This window comes from uncultured Victivallis sp., assembly GCF_944391105.1.
GTDB lineage: Bacteria > Verrucomicrobiota > Lentisphaeria > Victivallales > Victivallaceae > Victivallis.
Genome location: NZ_CALXSK010000034.1, coordinates 24,132 through 42,650, shown reverse-complemented (window position 1 = coordinate 42,650; position 18,519 = coordinate 24,132). Strand labels below are relative to the sequence as shown.

Sequence of the window (18,519 nt, the reverse complement as noted above, 5' to 3'; positions counted from 1 at the left end):
TTCTGGCGCAGGCGCGGCTTTACCGCGAGTTCAACCGCGTCGGCTTCCGGATCGGCTCCTCGGAGAATCCGCGCAACGTCAACCTCCTGAAATACATTGCCTGGATGTTCGACCGGAAACACACTCTGGAGGAGACGTCCGGCGCGCGCAGCTATGAGGATCGGCGCAATGCCGAGCGCGACCGTCAGGCGGAACAGTCGCTCGCCGGACGCGACATCGGCCAGCTCCCGGAGGTCGTGAATCCCAACAGGAAAGCCGCCTGCGAACGCAATTTCCAGCTTTTCTGCGAGAGTTACTTCCCGGAGACTTATTCTCTGGAATGGTCGCCGGACCACCTGAAGGTCATTGAGCGGATCGAAACGGCCGTGCTGTCGGGCGGACTGTTCGCTCTGGCGATGCCGCGCGGTTCGGGCAAGAGCACGCTCGCTGAAACTGCCGCCATCTGGTCGATGGTTTACGGCCATCGCGAGTTCGTTACGCTGATCGGCGCGACGGAATCCGCCGCGCTGGAAATGCTCGACTCCATCAAAACCGAACTGGAGGTCAACGAGAACCTCGCCGCAGACTTCCCGGAAGTGTGTTATCCCATCGAACAGCTCGACGGAATCGCAAACCGCTGCGCCGGTCAACTCTTCCACGGCGAGCGCACACGAATCACGTGGACCAGTAACGAGATCGTGCTGCCCACGATCAAGGACAGCCGGGCTTCGGGAATCATCGTCCGGGTAGCGGGAATAACCGGTCGAGTTCGCGGCATGAAATACAAACGGGCGGACGGGCGGAGTGTGCGGCCGAGCCTCGTCATCATCGACGACCCGCAGACCTCGGAGTCGGCCGGTTCCCTGGAACAGACCCGGAAACGGGTGCGTGTTCTTGCCGGGGATATCCTCGGTCTGGCCGGACCGGGGCAGAAGATTTCCGGCATTATGCCGTGCACCATTATTCGGCCCGGAGATATGGCAGACATTATCCTGAATAGAAACACACATCCGGACTGGAATGGCGAGCGAACCAAGATGGTATATAAGTTCCCGAAGAATATGAAGCTCTGGGAGGAATACGCAGACATTCGCTCGGAAGCGCTCCGGACAGATGGAAACTTTGAAGCCGCCACCGAGTTCTACCGGGCGCATCGCGCTGAAATGGACGAGGGCGCGGTCGTGAGCTGGGAGGCGCGTTACAATCACGACGAGATTTCCGCGCTCCAGCACGCGATGAACCTCAAACTTCAGGACGAGGCGGCGTTCCAGTCGGAATATCAGAACGACCCGCTCCCGGAGGACACACAAGATGACGGTATTCTGTCTGTGGACGAGATCGCCGGGAAAGTCAACGGTCTGGCGCATGAAAAAGTGCCGATTGCCTGCGACAAGCTCACGATGTTCATCGACGTCCAGAAGGCGCTCCTGTTCTATGTAGTAGTTGCATGGGCGGACGACTTCACCGGCGCTGTGATCGATTACGGCGCGTGGCCGGATCAACATCGGCGGCAGTTCTCGCTCGCGGACGCAAGTCCGACCATTCAGTCCAAGTTCCCGAAAGCGGGCTTCGAAGGGGCGCTTTACGCGGCGCTGGATGCGCTGACGAAAGAGTATCTCTCCCGCGAGTGGGAGCGCGAAGACGGCGCGGTTCTCAAAATTGAAAAAGCGCTGATCGACGCAAACTGGGGTCAGTCCACCGACATCATCTATCAGTTCTGCCGACAGAATGTTCACGCCGGAGTTCTGCTGCCATCGCACGGGCGATATGTCGGCGCGAGTTCGAAGCCGATGACCGAATACCGAAAGCAGCCCGGCGACCGGCTGGGTCTGAACTGGATGATGCCCAACGTGGCAGGCAAACGCGCGATCCGGCACGTCATCTATGACTCGAACTACTGGAAGAGCTTCATTCACGCCCGGCTCGCGGTCCCGCTCGGCGACAAGGGCAGCCTCTCACTCTACGGCAGGCTCCCCGGCATCCATCAGCTTTTCGCCGAACATCTCACGGCCGAATACCGGGTGAAGACCCAGGGGCGCGGCCGGTGGGTGGACGAGTGGAAGCTGAAGCCGGAGCGGAGCGATAACCACTGGCTGGACTGCACGGCCGGGTGCGCGGTCTGTGCTTCTATGCTGGGCGCGACGCTCCCGGAACTCCCCAGCACGGCGCGGCCCGCCCCCAGACCGAGGATCAAACTCTCCGACCGGGTCAGCGGCGCTCCCGCGCAGGAGAGCGTCCCGCATACCGGCAGGATCAAACTTTCCGAACTCAGGAGCAGGAAAAATGGATAATGAGACCATCAGACAGATCGCGGCGATTCTGGCCGCCGCGATTATGCAAAAAAAGTTGCAAAATTGAGCTCAGAATGAGTTGCTATCCCGCTCGACAAGAGCTTATATATAGCGCAAGATTCTGAGCAGGAGATCATTATGGCGAAAGCGACTCAAAAGAAAAACAATATCCGCGTGGAACTCGCCCGTCTTCAGGTCATGGAGCTGGACGAGCTGCGGACCAAATGGCGTGAGCTGTATGGAAAGGAGCCGCCCGACTGCGGCAAACTTTTAATGCGCCGCCAGCTGGCATTCCGAATACAGGAGATGCAATACGGCGGCATCAGTGAATCGGCGCAGACGGCGCTGACCGAGATCGGCAACACGCCGAAGCCGCGCAAGAATGCGGGCGGCATCCTCCCCGGAACCCGCTTCGAACGGAACTGGAAGGGCAAGGTCTGCGTGGTCGTGGCGACTGCGGAGGGCTTTGAATATAACGGACAGCTTTACAAATCCCTTTCCGGGGCGGCCTTCGCTATCACGGGGACGCAATGGAACGGGAAGAAATTTTTCGGGGTGAAATAATGCAAGAAATCATCAGATGCGCGTGCTACACGCGGAAATCCGTCGAAGACGCGACCCTTGACCGCGACTTCAATTCGCTGACCTCGCAACGGGAAGCCTGCGAGAATTACATCAACAGTCAGAAAAGCAAGGGCTGGGTCTGCCTGCCGGAACATTACGATGACGGCGGCTTTTCGGGCGGCAACATGAACCGGCCCGCGATGACCCGCCTGAAAGCGGACATCGAGGCCGGGAAAATCGACATGGTCATCTGCTATAAGATAGACCGGCTTTCTCGCTCAATTATCGACTTCGCCGAGCTCCAAAAATTCTTCGAGGAACACAACGTCCACTTCGTCAGCGTCACGCAGGACATCAACACATCCAACAGCTCCGGACGGATGCTGCTGAATATTCTGATCACATTCGCGGCATTCGAGCGGGACCTGATTATAGACCGAGTTCGCTCGGCCATTGAGGGCGGCAAGAAGCGCGGAAAATTCTGTGGCGGCGTCCCGATGCTGGGCTACCGTTCCGATCCGTTCACCAAGAAACTGCTCATCGACGAGGAAGAAGCGAAAACCGTCCGGCTGATCTTCGAGAAATACATGGCGCTTGAATCCATTCAGGCGACAGTCTCCGAGATCAACCGGCTCGGCCTGAAAACCCGCGAATGGGTGTCGGTCAGCACCGGCAAGAAGCATACGGCGAAACCGTGGAACAGCACATCCATCCACCGGATTCTCACAAGCCCGATTTACGCCGGGTATGTTTCGCATTACGATACCAACTATGAGGGCGAGCACGAGGCCATCATCCCCCGGCCGCAATGGGAGAAGGTCCAGCAGATGCTCACCGCCCGCAGCCCGTATCCGCGCGGGCAGAAGCACCAGCGGCATTTCCATCCATTCGACGGCCACGTCATCTGCGGCCACTGCAACTGCGCTCTGACCCCGACTTACACCCGGAAGAAGGGCAAGAGATACTGCTACTACATCTGCTCGGAATTCAACAAGAATTCGGATCATTTCTGCCCGGTGAAGCGGATTCCGGCCGGGGATCTGGAGCAGGCCGTGATTTCCCAGCTCGCGGGGCTGTTCCAGGCTCCCGCAATCCTGCGGGAGACCCTGAAGGCCGTCCGGCAGAAGGAGGAACTCCTGCGGAAAAACTGCGACCGCGACTGCGAGATGCTGCAGGCCCATCTGGACGAGCTGAAACAGAAGTCGCTGAAAGAGGAAATCGACTACGACGAGGTGAAGAAGACCGCGACCTTACTGACGGAGGCGCGGCACAAACGCTCGCTTCTGCGCGAGCCCACGACCGAGGACGAGATCATCGCCGCGCTGGGCGACGCGGCCGGGCTGTGGGAGTTCATGTTCCCCGGAGCGCGGCAGGAGCTCATCCAGCTGGTGGTCGGCGAAATCGTGGTCTTCCCGGATCGGATCAGTTTCGTGTTGAAAGTGGACGGACTGAAAGACCTGGCTTCCGAGATGGCGGTCGGCGGTTACTTCAACCAGCCCCACGGCAATCCCGCCGAGATCCCGGAGAGTCGGCAGGATATTTTGGACGACGGTTCCATCCGGATCACCATGAAACTGGAACTGAAACGGGTCGAGGGGCATCGCCGGGTGGTGATCCCGGCTCCCGGCGCGGAACGCCTGAAGCAGACCTCGCTCCTCCGGGCGATCAACAACGCGCGTCTCTGGATGGACAAGCTGATCAACGGCGAGGCCCAGAACGTGACCGATCTGGCAAAGCAGCTCAGCCTGAAAAACGGCTACGTTACCCGCATTCTTTCCCTGAACAGCCTTGCCCCGGACATCGTCGAGGCGATCCTCGCCGGGATCGAACCTGATGGGCTGTCCATCGCAAAGCTCACCGAGCAGCCGATCCCGGAGGACTGGAACGAACAACGGCGGCTTTACGGCTTTCCGGAACGGTGATAGCGGGAACCGCTTGGCGGCAGGAGAAATCTTGCCGCCTTTTTGCGTTTCTGGGGGCCTGCCGCGCGAGTTGGCCCGAGAAGGGGATGACGGGAGGGGGAGCAGGAAACGAGGCCGAGTGGAGCCGGGTGACAGGAACACAATCACAGAATCCATCGAAGAAAAGGATTAAAACTCTGGGGGCTCACCCAGTTAATTTGATTTGGGGCTTTGATTTTATGGAAGAAAGAATCAAAACCACCGGCTGAGCCGGTGGTATGCACCACGCCTTCAAGGCGTTTGTACCGGCAGCCCGACACGGGCGTTGAGCGATTCGCCAATCGCAACAATTCTACTGGCTTCCGCTAAAGCGGTTTTTAGTTATGCCTTGGGGGTCTTGCTACCCGTAAACGGGTCTATGTATTCTCGGAATGTCAGTTGTTCCAGTGCCTGATCTTCTGCCAACTGGTTTTGGATATATGCTGTTATTGCATGGGTATCGGCTCCAGCGGTATTTACGTAATAGTCTCGACACCCAAAATGGCGATTTCCATACTTGTATTTCAAATTCGCATGACGATCAAATATCATCAGCGAACTTTTCCCTTTCAGATATCCCATAAATTGCGATACGCTGATATTGGGCGGAATACTCACCAACATGTGAATGTGGTCTGGGCATGCTTCTGCTGCGTGAATTTCTACTTTCTTCAATTCACACAATTGTCGCAATATTTTTCCTATATCCGCTTTAATTTGGTTATATACCACTTGACGGCGATATTTCGGGGCAAATACAATATGATATTTGCATTTCCAACTTGTGTGTGATAAATTGTCACTCTTCATAACCAAAATGCTAATATAAAAATGGTAAAGTCTCATTCGAAGATTTTCAAATTTAGGAGAGGTTAAATGCCACAGAAATTCCCTTTTACATTGTATTGGTATCGCTCAAGCAATAACTTCGCAAAATACATTGATAGTTATCTTCAAGGAAAGATTCATTTTTCTTCGTGGAAAGCTGTCAATGATCCAATGGAAGGGTATTTCCTATATTGTCCTCACCGCGATAGTATTTCAACACTAATTGGCGAGAAGAGCAAGATTAAGATCTGCTGTTTTTCAAAGTGTTACTCAAATTATCTATTATGGTCTTACTATGCCGAAGATCATTCTGGTGTATGCATAGAATATGAAGTCAATGAACTACCAGAAAATGTATTTAAAAGATGTGTGAAATACAGGAAAACCATACCAACATTCGACCGCACTAAAACGGATAAAATGCAGGCAATTGATTGTTTGATTCATAAGTTATCTTTCTGGAGAATGGAAGAGGAAATTAGACTCCTATCATATGATATTCCCTGCTCTGATATGAAAATAGGCGAAATGAAAAGTATAACCATCGGCAGGCGATTTTTTGATCGAATTGGAGATCAAGATCACAGCAAGATTTGTAACCATTTACGCGACTTTATGAGAGATAATCCTGATTTTCCAATTTATCAAATTATGGACATAAGTTCCGATGGGACAATGGAAAGAGCAATAACGACGAACTTTTCGCTGTAAGGAAGGTTCAAGTGTCACAGAATAGATCACTCGTGGGGAAAAACTCGACCGTGTTTTATTTTTCCCACGTCCCAGAGATGCTTTTTTTTGCTTTGGGGCCGTTTGGCCGCGATCCATCCGCGCCAGCGGCCATCGCCGGGTCCGGCCGCAGGCCGCCGACTGCGGCCCCGCTAGGGGCTTTTTCTTCAGATTTTTTGTTAGACTCCGAAAAATGGTAGGAGAGTTTTTTCCTGCCACCCTTTGGGTAGTGATAATACAGCCGATTTTGAGGTCAGCGGGGCGCTATTATCACCAGTTAGACCGTGGGTGGCGGTTCCAAACACGACCGTGTTTCAAACCGCACCCCGCCAATTTCCGCGCAACTGGGTAGGATTGCTGACCTCAAAACTCGGCCGCATCCAACCCCGAGTTCGAATCCCTCGCGGGCGAGTTTTTAACCGCCACCCGGCTAGGTATAATTCAAAACAGAATTATTGTTGATTATGAACAACTTACATAAAAGCACCAGTTTTTGAGGGGGCGGCAGGAATTCTCAGAATTCAGACTGAAAGAGGGCAAAAAACTGGAGAAAACACTCTGATTTTGCGGTCTGAGTGTGTTTCAAGCACACGGGGATATATTTTGTAAAACCCTTTGACTAAGCGGGTTTTAGCGATTACGGGACAAACTGACTCTGATTTAAAGAATCTTGAGGGTACAAAAAAAATGGCGGAGAAAGAGGGATTCGAACCCTCGGTGACTTGCGCCACGGCGGTTTTCAAGACCGCTGCCTTAAACCACTCGACCATTTCTCCGAGTTTGCATAATATGCGCCCGAAAAATCGATTTTTCAAGCGCATCAGCAATTATTTCGCCGAAGATTCCTCCTCCTTGCCGCCGCCAAGACCGCGCAGAAGCAGATTCGTCACCTCCTTCGCAAACGCCGCCGGATCCGGAAGCGGACTGCCTTCCGTCAGCAGCGACTGGTCAAACAGCAGCCGCGCATAGGTCTTGAGCTCCGGCGCATTCTCATTGGCGGTGTACACCTTGAACAACGCCTCAATGAGCGGATGTTTCGGATTCAACTCAAGAATCCGCTTGCTCTCCGGAATCTCCTGGTGCATCGCCTTGAAAAGCCGCTCCAGATGCGGAGAGAGCGCATTCCCTTCCGTAATCAGACAGCACGGGCTGTCCGTCAGCCGCGCCGAAAAACGCACCTCGCTGACCTTGTCCCCGAGCGTGGTCTTCAGGAACTCCAGCAGCTTCGCAAACTTCTCCTGCGCCGTCTTGAGCAGATCCGCCGCTCCCTCGACTTCGAAATCACCCTTCGCGACCGACTTGAAGTTCTTCTTCCGGTACTGGAACATCTGCTGCATGATCCAGTCGTCGATCGGGTCGGTCATGAACAGCACGTCGTATCCCTGCGACCGGAAGTACTCCAGCGCCGGCGACGAAGCGACCGATTCGCGCTTCTCTCCGGTGATGTAATAAATCTCCTTCTGGCTCTCCGGCATCGCCGCGACATACTCGCCGAGCGTGATCATCTTGCCGGGCTCCGTGTTCATCGACTCGTACATCACGAGATCCTTGAGTTTCTCGGCATTCGCGTAGTCGGTATGCAGCCCCTCCTTCAGGATCCGGCCGAATTCACGGAAGAATCCCGCGTACGCCTCGCGCTCGTTCTCCAGCATCTTCTTGAGTTCCGAGAGCAGCCGGCTCACAATCGCCTTCTCGATCCGGCGCAGCTGCGGATTCTCCTGCAGGATTTCCCGCGAAACATTCAACGGCAGATCACTCGAATCAACGACGCCCGCCACGAACCGCATGTAGTCCGGAATCAGCTCCTTGCACTCGTCCGTGATGAACACGCGCTTCACATAGAGCTGCAAGCCGCGCTTCTGGATCTCCGGCATCAGGAGATTGAACGGCGCCTCCTTCGGCAGGAACAGCAGAGCCTTGAATTCGCTCGTACCTTCCGCCGCGATATGAATCGCCTTCAGATAATCACCGCCCATATGCGAGAGATGGCTGTAGAAGCTCTTGTACTCCTCCTCGGTGATCTCCGACGGCTTGCGCAGCCAGATCGCCTTCTGGGAGTTCAGCACCTTGTCCTCGACGGTTTCGCTCTTGTCTTCGTTGATCTTCTTCGTCGGCAAGACGATCGGATAAGCGATGAAGTCCGAGTAACGGCGCACGACTTCGCCGATCTTCCAGCTGTCGAGATACTGAAGCGCATCATCCTTCAGGAAGAGCGTGATGGTCGTGCCCTGATCGTCGCGGGTCGCGGCATCGATCTCGTAAGTGCCCTCCCCCGTGCTCGACCACTTTACGGCCGGGAGGTCGCTGCCGGCCTTCTTCGTGACCAGCTCGACCTTCGAAGCAACCATGAACGCCGAATAGAATCCGACACCGAACTGACCGATCAGCTCCGGCAGCGGCTCCTTGTTCTCCTTCTGCTCTTCGAGCATCTTCAGGAACGCCTTCGTGCCGCTCTTGGCGATCGTGCCGATGTTCTCAACGACCTCCTCCTCGGTCATGCCGATGCCGTTGTCGCTGATCGTCAGAGTCTTGGCATCCTTGTCGACCGCGAGCCGGATCTGCCAGTCACGCGCGAGTTCCGGGCGGGTCAGGCTTTCGAAATGCGCCTTGTCGATCGCGTCGGCCGCGTTCGCAATGAGTTCGCGCAGAAAAATATCGCGGTTCGAGTACAGAGAGTGAATCATCAGATTCAGCAGCTGCTGCACTTCCGTCTTGAATTCCATGTTCTTTGCCATATCGTTTCATCCTCTTTCGTAAAATAAATTTCAACAGCGGGTAAATACCGCCACTTTACAACTGAATTATGAAATATAATTTTTTTTGCGGAAAAATCAAGTCCGGACACCGTTCCCGGTTGGAAAAAAACGGAATAAGGGATTATAATCTATGAAGTTCATTAATGAAGGAGCTTTCTTTGCGGAATCGGCGTTCCGGTTCCATACATGCAAACCGGCCGAGTCCGTCCATCGGGCCCGGCCGCGAAAACGGGAAAAGATGGAGTCATGAGCGAACAAATCGAAAATCCCCGGGCCGCAACCGGCGGCATGTCGGACGTACTGCGCGAACAACTTCACCGGCGGGAGGAAGTGTGCTGCAAGCTGGAAGCACTGCCGCAAAGCGCGGCGGAGGATTACCCGGCTCGACTTGAAGCGCTCCGGACCGAATGGAACTCCCTCCCGGAGATTCCGCCTGAATACGCCGAGATCCTCGACAAGCGGTTCGCCGAGGCCGAGAAGGCGGCGGAACGCGGGGCAGCCGAGGCCGAACAACGCCGCCGGGAGCATCTCGCCAAAATCAACGAATCGGTCGAACTGCACCAGAAACTCGACGCCCTGCTCGCCGCAGGCGAACTCGTGACCCCGGCCGAAGTCGAAGCTCTGGGAAAAAAATGGGAGGCGTGCACCGCCGAACTCACTGCTGAAGAGTCTGCCGCAGAATCATTTCTGGCAAAATTCACCCCGCTCAGAGAGCGGATGGAGGCCGAACAGGCCGAGGAAAACGCCCGCTCCGAAGCCGCGGCAAAACTCACCGAAGAACTCATTGCCCTGACCGCGGGCGAAGACATGAATCTCCTGAAGGAGCGCAAAACCGCCATCGAAGCGGAATACACAGCCCTCGGCAAGGTCGCCAAGGCCGCCGCGGACAAATACAACGACGCCCACCGCAAAGCGGCGGCGAAGCTCGCACAACATTATGAGACACTCGATCTCGCACGCTGGGAAAGTTTTACGCTCAAGCAGGATCTCTGCAACGAACTCGACCGCCTCATCGAACTGCCGGAAGCCGAACTGCCGAAAGCCGCAAAACGGCTTCAGGAACTTCGGGAGAAATGGAAACAGCTCGGAGCGGTTCCGAAAGCGAAGGCCGACGAAATCAATCCGCGTTACCTCGAAGCGACCCGCAAACTCCAGCACCGCGTCGACGAATATTACGCCCATCTCCGGCAACAGCACAAGCAGGCCGCCGCCGCCAAGCAGGAGCTCTGTGAAAAAGCCGCGGCTCTCGCCGATTCGACCGAGTGGAATGCGACTGCGGCCGCGTTCAAAGAGCTGCAGGCCGCCTGGAAGACGATTCCGGGAGCAGGCGCTCAGGAGAAGGCGCTGTTCGCCGCGTTCCGCGCCTCCGCGGACAAATTTTTCAACGCCCGCAGCGCCTGGTTCGATGAGCGCAACGCGAAATTCGAAGCGATTGCGGAAATCAAGCGCAAACTCCTTGCCGAAGCCGAACAGCTTGCGGGTGAATCCGTCGACTCCCCCGCCGCCGTACAGCGCGCCAAACAGCTCCGCAGCGAATTCATGACCGCCGGTCGCGCCGGACGCGCCGAACAGGAGCTTTCGGAAAAATTCAATGCCGCGCTCGACAAGTTCTTCTCCGGCCGACGCGAAGCGTTCGCCAACCGCGAGGAGCAGGCCAGAAAACTCATCGCCGAAATCGAAGGGCTCGCCGCAGACATCACCGACACGGCGGCGGCCGATTCGCGCTACCGGGCAATCCGTCGCGAACTCAAGGAACTCGGGTGCCGGAAGACCTTCCAGCAGGAGATCAAGGCGGGGGAGAAATTCGAAGCCGCCCTCGGCTCCGCCAGATCCCGCGTGCTCGCGGACAAGCTCACGCTCGCAAAGAGTGTCGCACGCTCGCTCGCCGCAGCCTGGGAGGAGGTCAAAGCCGGGACTCCGCTTGCGGAAGGACGCCTCGCGATCGAACATCTCGACCGCTTCCCGAAACTCGCCGCAGCAGCCGCCCTGATCGGTCAGGCGGCGGCAGGAGATGAAAAAGCGAAGGAAAAACTTGCGAAATCCTTCGAACACGCAGCGGCGGAACATAAGCGGATCACCTCCGAGCTTGAGAAACTCGTCGGCATCGAGTCGAAGGAAGAGCCGAAATCCGCCGCGGACGACGCACTCGCGCTCGCTGCCGAACTCACGGCCGCGATCGCCGGAAACTTCGCCGCGGCGAATGCGCACGAAAGCCGCTCGAAGAGCGTCGATCCGAAGCAGCTTCTTTCGGAGTTTACCAATGCCGGACTGCTCGAAAGCGATGCTCTGGAAGCCTCGTTCAAACGGTTCGACAACGCCTACGGCAAGATCCGCTGAATTCAACCACGTCAACCGGCCGCCTGCCATGCGGCCTTTTTCTCAAACAGAGTGAAAAAGTTGAGGATACAGAAAAAATGAAAGTCAGAGTTGCAGTTTTCGGAGCCTCCGGTTATGCGGGGGAGGAACTGCTGCGGATTCTTCTGCGGCACAGAAACGCCGAGGTGACGGCGATCACCTCCCGGAAAAGCGCCGGAGAGCCGGTCTCGACCGTGTTCCCCCGCTTCACGGGTTCGAATCTGGTGTTCTGCGAGCCGAACGTCGAGGAGATCGCCAGAAAATGTGACGCGGCGATTCTTGCGCTGCCGCATGGACTTGCAACCGAATATGCGATTCCGCTGCTGAACGCCGGAATCAAGGTGTTCGACATCTCCGCCGACTTCCGGCTCAAGAGTCCCGAGAAGTACAAGGAGTACTACAAGGTCGACCATCCCGCTCCGGAACTGTTGAAAAAAGCGGTCTACGGACTGCCCGAACGTTACCGGGAGCAGCTCAAAACCGCCGACCTCGTCGCCTGCGCGGGATGCTACCCAACCAGTTCGATCCTGCCGACCGTTCCGCTGCTCGCGGCAAAACTCGTAAGTCCGAAGGGAATCGTCGTGGCGAGCTGTTCCGGCGTGACCGGCGCGGGCCGCAAGGTCGATCTGCCCTACATCTTCCCGGAGTGCAACGAGAGTTTGAAAGCCTACGGCGTCGTCGGCCACCGTCATCTGCCGGAGATCGAGCAGGAGATGGCCTTCGCGGCCGGGCAGCCCGAGATGGCGATCAATTTCATCCCGCATCTCGCGCCGATGAATCGCGGCATCAACTCGACCATCGTCATGGATGCCATGCCGGGCACCACGCTCGAGAAGATCGGCGAAGTCTACCAGCAGGCCTACGGCAGCGAACAGTTCGTCCGGATTCTGCCGCCGAAACGCACGAGCGACACGAAATATGTGTTTATGACCAACACCTGCGAAATCGGTTATAACCTCGATCCGCACACGAACAAGGTCATCGTCACAAGCTGCATCGACAACCTGACCAAGGGGGCTTCCGGACAGGCGGTTCAATGTATGAACATCCGGTTCGGACTCGATGAAGCCGAGGGACTTATCTAACAATATGCGGGCGGATCAAATTCCGCCCTTTTTTCATTCGGAAGGATAATCATGAAATCAATACCGGTTTCTCATTTTTTCAGTTGGCAGGAGTGCTCCGACCGTCTGCGTCCGCTGTTGATGCAGGAATTCTCGGTGAATGGAGCCGACCATCTGGTTCTGGCCGACTGCCTGCTGCGCAGAGTCATGCAGCAATTTGAGTTCGCTGAAACACTCCGGAAAGAAGCCCGGGAAGCCGGACTGACGTTCTGCGGCGCACATGCGCCGTTCGGCATCCATGAGGATCTCGACAATCCGCTTGCGGACGAACGCCCCATGATGATCGACCGTCTGAAACTCGTGCTCAAAATCGTGCGCGACTTCGGAGCAGAGAGCTGTACGATCCACGTCGGCAACGTGCCGTTCCGGGAATATTCGCTCGACGATTATCACAACTGCATTCTGCAGTCGCTCGAGGCGCTGCTGCCGACGGCGGAAACGTGCGGAGTCGTCATCGCGATCGAGAACATCTGGTTTCCGACCAACACGCCGGAAAAACTGCTTGCGATCCTCGACCATTTCCGCTCACCGTTCCTCGGAATCTGTTACGATGCCGGACACGCGAACCTCATGGCGAAGGGAAAGGAGTTTCCGGTATCGGCCGCGCGGGATGGCTGGGATGGCTGGGCGGATGCGATTCCGTGGGACAACCGGGTTCTGGAAAAACTCCTGCCCCATATCGTGACCTGCCATCTGCATGACAACTTCGGGCAGTACGACGATCACAATTTGCCCGGCAACGGTAACATCGACTGGCAGCACGTCATGTCGACACTCGCCGGCGCCCCGAAACTGCAATGCATTCAAAACGAAGTCGCTCCGATCGGCTACAGAATTCCGATTGCAACGCTCTGCCGGACCTTCGACCGGCTCAAATCCATGATGTAACCCTGCAGCCCGCAGACTGAAAGGGAGCGGAGCACGGTTTTGCGTGCACGCTCCCTTCCTGTTTCCCTGCGCTCAAAGGATTCCGTTTCCCTTCCGTCTCTCCCACCTCCTCCTGGCAGACCATTTTTTCTTCGCAATTCCCCTGAAATTCCGGACGACTTGACTTTTTCCAGAAAAGATGTATAGTTTCATATAATACCAAATGAGATTATATCATACGGTACTTCATAGGGAAGTTCCGTAAAATCCTGCGGAGGTTCATCATGGTACGAAACGACAAAACAACCAGAACCGGAAAACTTTTTTTCCGTTACGTGGTTCCGTCGACAATCAGCATGCTGACCGCCGGAGTGTACACGTTGGTCGACGGATTTTTCGTCGGCTGGGGGGCCGGGGATACCGGTCTGGCCGCAATAAACGTAGCATTCCCGCTGTCACTTCTGATCGTCGCCTGCGGCGAAATGATCGGCACGGGAGGTGCGGTAGCCATAGCCCTGGCCCGCGGGCGCGGCAATCTCCGGGTGGCAGACAGACTTTTCGGCAATATGCTGATTCTGCTGGTTCCAGCTGTGCTGCTTCTAATTCTGCTGCTGCCGCTGCTGGACCCGATACTGATCGCGGCGGGAGCTGCGCCGGAGCTGCTTCCGGCGGCTCGGATTTATGTACAGATCACGATGGGAGGTGGTTTCTTCATGATGGCTACCGTCTGTCTGGTTGCCGCCATGCGCAATGATGGAGCTCCGCGTCTTGCCATGGGAATCATGGTTGCCGGACTCATTGCGAACATTCTTCTGGACTATCTGTTCGTACTGGTATTCCGGGGGGGAGTGGCGGGTTCTGCATGGGCGACGATTCTGGCGCAGATGATCTGCTTTCTGCTTGCGCTCTGTTACTTTGGTTCAGAGCGCACGCACTTCAGAATCCGTCGAACCATGTTCCGGCTTCAACCGAAACTGGTGCACCGCATCGTCACGGCGGGGATCCCATCATTCGGCGTGCAAATCTCTGTTGCAGCAGTCATTTTTCTGCATAACCGGCAGACGCTTCTTTACGGCGGCGTCGCCGCAGTGGCGGCTTATGCGATCATCAGTTATGTCGAATCGACAATCCTCATGCTGCAACAGGGGATCGGGACTGGAATACAGCCGCTGATCAGCTATCTGCAGGGGGCCGGAGAAACGAGACAGCGCAATTCCATTGCGCATCGCGGTCTCTTTGCCGCAGTTCTGATCGGGGTCGGCGGCGCAGTACTGTCCGCCGGCGGGAGCAGAATCATTCCGGATCTCTTCAATGCGGGAACGGAAACGCTCCATTTCGCCGAACGGGGACTTCTGATCAGTGCGCTGGTCTACCCGTTTCTCGGGATACAGAAGGTATCGGAATCCTATTTTCAGGCGATTGGCCGTCCGGGAACGGCCTCTCTGCTGGTCTACCTGGACTGCTTCGTCGTGCTGCCGATTTCTCTGCTGCTGCTGCCGCATCTATTCGGAACCGACGGAATCTGGGCGGCCATGCCGGTTTCAAAACTGTTCATGGCGGCCGTCGTACTGCTTCTTCAGCTGTTGTACAAACGGGAGGAAGAATACCGGAAAAATCCGGCCGTCCGCCAGCTCCGGTTCAACTCCGCTTTGCTTTTGCCTTCAAGCGGTGATATAGTAAAAAAAGCGACCAACACATGAGGGCAAATGAAAAACGACAACGATATTGCGGCGCGCATGCAGCGACTTTTCGATCTGTGGGGAAAATTCGACCGGGTCTATTTCAAGATCCTGCATCGCTGGAATCTCTCGTACAACTCCTATCTGCTGCTGGAGGAGCTGTACCACCATCCGGAAGGCCTCGAACCCGCCGCGACGGCAGACCGTTTGAGCATTCCGCGGCAGACAATGACCTTCGTGCTGGATTCCCTCGAAAGGGACGGGCACCTCGAACGTCTGCCGCATCCGGCGGACCGGCGCCGCAAACTGATCACTCTCACCCCGGCGGGGCGCCGTTTCGGCGAGGAAGTCGTCAACACGATCTTTGAAAAGGAACGAGCGGCCATGGACGCGCTTTCCCCTGCGGAACAAGAGCAGCTCCTGGAGATGTATGAACGTCTCCAGCGCGGATTCGAGCGTTCCTTTCTCAGCGAAACGGAACACTCATGAAAAACGGGGGCGGCACACCTTTTTCCGGTACGCCGCCCCCCAGTTTCTTTTCTGTCACCGCGCAAGTGAACAGGGGCCGCCGACGCAGCCGCCCGTGCAGGCCATGACCTCCACGAAGTTGCCGGGCAGCTTGCCCTTCGCGTAGAGCTTCAGCAGATTCACGGACTTGCGGTCGAGACCATTGATGAATTTCTCATCGATCTTCGGACGCGTGTCATCGGGCTTTTCTTCGCCGATCTCCTGCAGAATCGCCTGGGAAACACCACAGCTCTTTGCGAAGTTGCGCGCATAACTCGCCGCAGGATGTTCCAGCGGCGGCGCTTCAAGCGAAATCACGTCGATCTCCTTCGCGGCCAGCAGTGCCCCGAGCTCCTCAAACGTCATGACGAAATCGACGTTCGGATCGGCCTGCGCTTCGCGCCGCTTCGCGATGCACGGCCCGATAAACACCTTCACCGCATTCGGATGCGCCTTCGCCGTGATCTGCCCGGCGTAAGCCATCGGACTCGGCGTGGACGAAACAAAACGCACAATATCCGGAATGTGACGCTTCGCCGCCTCCACCCAGGCCGGGCAGCAGCTGCTGGTCATGAGAATGTCGCCGCGCTCCATGCGCTCGAAAAACTCCTCAGCCTCGTGCGCGGTGGTCATCTCCGCGCCGAGCGCAACCTCCATGATATCCGAAAAACCGGCGAGCTTCAGCGCAGCAAACAGCTGCTCGATCGTCCCCGGGAACTGATCCGTGATCGACGGTGCAACCATCGCAATGACCTCCTTGCCGTCGACCATCGCCTGAAGGATCCCCGCAAGCTGTGAACGCTCCATAATCGCGCTGAACGGGCAGGACCGGAAGCACTTTCCGCAATAAATGCAACGGTCGAAATCGATCCGCACACGACCGTCCTCCCCCTTCCCGATCGCCCCGACCGGGCACGCATCCTCGCACGGCAGCGGATTGCGGATGATCGCATGATACGGGCAGACCGCCATGCACTTGCCGCAGTTGATGCACTTCGTGCGGTCGATCGTCGAGCGCTGGTTCACCACCGAAATCGCCTGCTTCGGACACGCGCCGACGCAGGGCCGCGCAAAGCATCCGACACAGCTGTTCGACACCTGCACGTGGCTGTCCACACAGCCATGGCAGCCGACCGAGCAGACCGAAAGCACCGGCTCGGTGTGGTTGTTTCCCGCCTTTGCGTCCGCCAGATAGTCCGAAAGCCGACGCGATTCGTCGGTCTCCTCCTCCATGCCGAAGCCCATCAGCGCCATCAGCCGGTACTTCAGCATCGCCCGGTCCTTGTAGACGCAACAGCGGACGGGTTCCTCCGTCCGCGGCCGCATCTCCACCGGAATCCGGTCGATATTTTCACCCAGGTCACCGCTGAAAAACTCCTGTATGAAACGGATCATCAGTTGGCGGCGCGTCCGTTCCGCATTATTCATTCATTACCTCCAGACAGATACTCATCCCGCAGAATGTCAATCACCTTCTCAATCGTCGCATTGTCCACGATGCGATCTTCGTTGATCCGGACAAACGGCGCATTGCCGTAGTTACGGTCGTGGCAGACGTCGAGGCAGGCGCAACCGACCACCTCTACCCGCTCCTTGAGCTCAGGCGGCAGCTGCTCCTCAAGTGCCGACAGCCGGAACGAACCGAGAACGTAACATGTTGTTCCGAGACAGATTTCCACTTTGATCTTATTGGCCATCTTCTTTCCCTTTCTAAAAAAACCGCATCAGTACGCGTTTCCGATACTTCGTTTCCAGCACCGTCTTGAGCCGGCGGACGATGTTGCGCCGAATTTCGAGATCCACAGGCAGGCTCGGATCCTGGTGCGCCTCGTTGACTTTCGTCCCGACCACGAACTCGATCTCGTCGCTCTGTCGGAAGAGCTCGATCATCAGCCGGGCCGCAAGCGGCACATCCCCGGACAAACCGGAACCGGACTCCAGACGCTGAGCCACATCGGTCAACGTCAGAATTCCCTCCGTCACAAGATCAACCCCTTCCAGCTTCGCCGGCGGCGGCAGAGACCCCGCTTTCATCATCAGTTTCATATCGACCTCGACCGGCCGCTTGAGTTCGCGCGAAACGATGTTCGCGGTCGTACCGCCGCAGAGCACGCATTTGCCGTCGAAATTCCGCACAAGTTCCGCGTAGGCCGCGTCCGATTCCGGCCGGAACGGCGGCCCGGTCAGCAGCCGCAGCCGCCGCGGCTGACGCAGGTAGATCACCATGCAGCTGATATCGTCGATGCAGCGGCTGTCCCGGTTGCGCAGCCGCGCGGCTGAAACCACCGCCTGCGAGAGATCGCGCGCGGAAATATCCGGACACTCCGCGACCTTCTGCTGAATGAATTCCAGACACCCTTCACGCCGCCAGCCGAACTTGTATCCCGGCTGCCCGAGCCCCGCCTGCGTCACCCCGTCCGAAAACGCGATGAGCCGGTCGCCCGTGATCGCATAAAGCTCAGCCAGCTGCACGCGCCGGTCCGGCCACCGCTCGGAAACCATGCTCTGACGCTTGACCTGAAGATCCTTGTTGTTGCGCAGATGGATGAACGGCGGATTGTCCATTTCGATGATCCGCGACTTTCCGCCGATCTGGAGATCGAACACCGTGAAGGTCGCGTAGCTGATCTTGCGGATCTCGCACACCGGCAGCGTATCCATGATGATCTCCGCCGACTGCAGCACGTCCATGTCCGAGCGGATGAACTTCATCGCCATCGTCGTGGTCATCGACGCGAGCAGATTCGCCTTGATCCCGCTGCCGAGTCCGTCGGAAAGCACCGCAAGATGACGGTTCTCCGCCTCGAGACGCTCGAACAGAAAATCGTCGCCGCAGACATCTTCCCCGTCGTGGATGAGCTGGCTGCACTCCATTTCGACAAATACATCGTTCGGCATTT

General features: G+C 56.8%; 14 protein-coding genes and 1 tRNA gene. 9 read left to right on the top strand and 6 right to left on the bottom strand.

What is annotated here, in order from left to right; genetic code table 11:
- The 3 genes from Q0K10_RS10965 to Q0K10_RS10955 all read left to right on the top strand — a co-directional run.
- Positions 1-2,270 (top strand): terminase gpA endonuclease subunit (locus Q0K10_RS10965; RefSeq protein ID WP_294506911.1); only part of this gene is annotated, 2,270 nt, incomplete at its 5' end.
- 138 nt (positions 2,271-2,408) lie between these two features.
- On the top strand, positions 2,409-2,834 hold the full coding sequence (locus Q0K10_RS10960; RefSeq protein WP_294506909.1) for a DUF2924 domain-containing protein: 426 nt from the start codon (positions 2,409-2,411) through the stop codon (positions 2,832-2,834).
- Positions 2,834-4,756 (top strand): recombinase family protein, encoded by a 1,923-nt coding sequence (locus tag Q0K10_RS10955; protein WP_294506907.1) that lies wholly within the window; start codon positions 2,834-2,836, stop codon positions 4,754-4,756. Before Q0K10_RS10960 ends, Q0K10_RS10955 begins: the two co-directional genes overlap by 1 nt.
- A gap of 360 nt (positions 4,757-5,116) precedes the next feature.
- Here the strand turns inward: Q0K10_RS10955 and tnpA are convergent, their stop codons facing one another.
- Positions 5,117-5,584 carry an IS200/IS605 family transposase gene (gene tnpA / locus Q0K10_RS10950; RefSeq protein WP_294506905.1) on the bottom strand — a complete coding sequence of 156 codons (468 nt, stop codon included), beginning with the start codon at positions 5,582-5,584 and terminating at the stop codon, positions 5,117-5,119.
- Positions 5,585-5,650: 66 nt separating this feature from the next.
- On the opposite strand from tnpA, the gene Q0K10_RS10945 reads away from it, so the two are divergent.
- Positions 5,651-6,313, top strand: a complete 663-nt coding sequence (locus Q0K10_RS10945; RefSeq protein ID WP_294506903.1) for a DUF2971 domain-containing protein — start codon at positions 5,651-5,653, stop codon at positions 6,311-6,313.
- A gap of 706 nt (positions 6,314-7,019) precedes the next feature.
- On the opposite strand, the gene Q0K10_RS10940 is transcribed toward Q0K10_RS10945, so the two are convergent.
- Together Q0K10_RS10940 and htpG are read right to left on the bottom strand one after the other, a co-directional pair.
- Positions 7,020-7,107, bottom strand: a tRNA-Ser gene (locus Q0K10_RS10940).
- Positions 7,108-7,158: 51 nt separating this feature from the next.
- Complete coding sequence (htpG, locus tag Q0K10_RS10935; RefSeq protein WP_294506901.1) at positions 7,159-9,066, bottom strand: molecular chaperone HtpG; 1,908 nt, start codon at positions 9,064-9,066, stop codon at positions 7,159-7,161.
- A gap of 267 nt (positions 9,067-9,333) precedes the next feature.
- On the opposite strand from htpG, the gene Q0K10_RS10930 reads away from it, so the two are divergent.
- The 5 genes from Q0K10_RS10930 (at position 9,334) to Q0K10_RS10910 (ending at position 15,601) form a co-directional block, all read left to right on the top strand.
- Positions 9,334-11,424: a DUF349 domain-containing protein gene (locus Q0K10_RS10930; RefSeq protein WP_294506899.1), complete on the top strand. Its 2,091-nt coding sequence runs from the start codon at positions 9,334-9,336 to the stop codon at positions 11,422-11,424.
- 77 nt (positions 11,425-11,501) lie between these two features.
- Positions 11,502-12,527, top strand: coding sequence for an N-acetyl-gamma-glutamyl-phosphate reductase (gene argC, locus Q0K10_RS10925; protein ID WP_294506897.1), 1,026 nt, complete (start codon positions 11,502-11,504; stop codon positions 12,525-12,527).
- A gap of 51 nt (positions 12,528-12,578) precedes the next feature.
- On the top strand, positions 12,579-13,454 hold the full coding sequence (locus tag Q0K10_RS10920; protein WP_294506895.1) for a sugar phosphate isomerase/epimerase: 876 nt from the start codon (positions 12,579-12,581) through the stop codon (positions 13,452-13,454).
- A 263-nt stretch (positions 13,455-13,717) separates the two neighbouring features.
- Entirely contained in the window at positions 13,718-15,133 is a 1,416-nt protein-coding gene (locus Q0K10_RS10915; RefSeq protein ID WP_294506893.1) for an MATE family efflux transporter, read from the top strand.
- A gap of 6 nt (positions 15,134-15,139) precedes the next feature.
- On the top strand, positions 15,140-15,601 hold the full coding sequence (locus Q0K10_RS10910) for a MarR family transcriptional regulator (RefSeq protein ID WP_294506891.1): 462 nt from the start codon (positions 15,140-15,142) through the stop codon (positions 15,599-15,601).
- 54 nt (positions 15,602-15,655) lie between these two features.
- Here Q0K10_RS10910 and Q0K10_RS10905 read toward each other — a convergent pair whose 3' ends face one another.
- Genes Q0K10_RS10905 through Q0K10_RS10895 form a run of 3 tightly spaced genes read right to left on the bottom strand, consistent with a single transcriptional unit; the run spans position 15,656 to position 18,517 of the window.
- Positions 15,656-17,047, bottom strand: a complete 1,392-nt coding sequence (locus Q0K10_RS10905) for a monomeric [FeFe] hydrogenase (protein WP_294506889.1) — start codon at positions 17,045-17,047, stop codon at positions 15,656-15,658.
- On the bottom strand, positions 17,044-17,316 hold the full coding sequence (locus Q0K10_RS10900) for a (2Fe-2S) ferredoxin domain-containing protein (RefSeq protein ID WP_294506886.1): 273 nt from the start codon (positions 17,314-17,316) through the stop codon (positions 17,044-17,046). The genes Q0K10_RS10905 and Q0K10_RS10900 overlap by 4 nt, the downstream gene beginning before the upstream one ends.
- 13 nt (positions 17,317-17,329) lie before the next feature.
- The gene (locus Q0K10_RS10895; protein ID WP_294506884.1) at positions 17,330-18,517 is read right to left on the bottom strand and encodes a SpoIIE family protein phosphatase; all 1,188 of its coding nucleotides are present in this window, start codon (positions 18,515-18,517) and stop codon (positions 17,330-17,332) included.
- Positions 18,518-18,519 lie beyond the last annotated feature (2 nt).

Coding starts and splice junctions, on each gene's coding strand:
- argC (WP_294506897.1), top strand. CDS start 11,502: ATGAAAGTCAGAGTTGCAGTTTTCGGAGCCTCCGGTTATGCGGGGGAG.
- Q0K10_RS10915 (WP_294506893.1), top strand. CDS start 13,718: ATGGTACGAAACGACAAAACAACCAGAACCGGAAAACTTTTTTTCCGT.
- Q0K10_RS10910 (WP_294506891.1), top strand. CDS start 15,140: ATGAAAAACGACAACGATATTGCGGCGCGCATGCAGCGACTTTTCGAT.
- Q0K10_RS10955 (WP_294506907.1), top strand. CDS start 2,834: ATGCAAGAAATCATCAGATGCGCGTGCTACACGCGGAAATCCGTCGAA.
- Q0K10_RS10920 (WP_294506895.1), top strand. CDS start 12,579: ATGAAATCAATACCGGTTTCTCATTTTTTCAGTTGGCAGGAGTGCTCC.
- tnpA (WP_294506905.1), bottom strand. CDS start 5,584: ATGAAGAGTGACAATTTATCACACACAAGTTGGAAATGCAAATATCAT.
- Q0K10_RS10900 (WP_294506886.1), bottom strand. CDS start 17,316: ATGGCCAATAAGATCAAAGTGGAAATCTGTCTCGGAACAACATGTTAC.
- Q0K10_RS10960 (WP_294506909.1), top strand. CDS start 2,409: ATGGCGAAAGCGACTCAAAAGAAAAACAATATCCGCGTGGAACTCGCC.
- Q0K10_RS10895 (WP_294506884.1), bottom strand. CDS start 18,517: ATGCCGAACGATGTATTTGTCGAAATGGAGTGCAGCCAGCTCATCCAC.
- Q0K10_RS10930 (WP_294506899.1), top strand. CDS start 9,334: ATGAGCGAACAAATCGAAAATCCCCGGGCCGCAACCGGCGGCATGTCG.
- htpG (WP_294506901.1), bottom strand. CDS start 9,066: ATGGCAAAGAACATGGAATTCAAGACGGAAGTGCAGCAGCTGCTGAAT.
- Q0K10_RS10905 (WP_294506889.1), bottom strand. CDS start 17,047: ATGAATAATGCGGAACGGACGCGCCGCCAACTGATGATCCGTTTCATA.
- Q0K10_RS10945 (WP_294506903.1), top strand. CDS start 5,651: ATGCCACAGAAATTCCCTTTTACATTGTATTGGTATCGCTCAAGCAAT.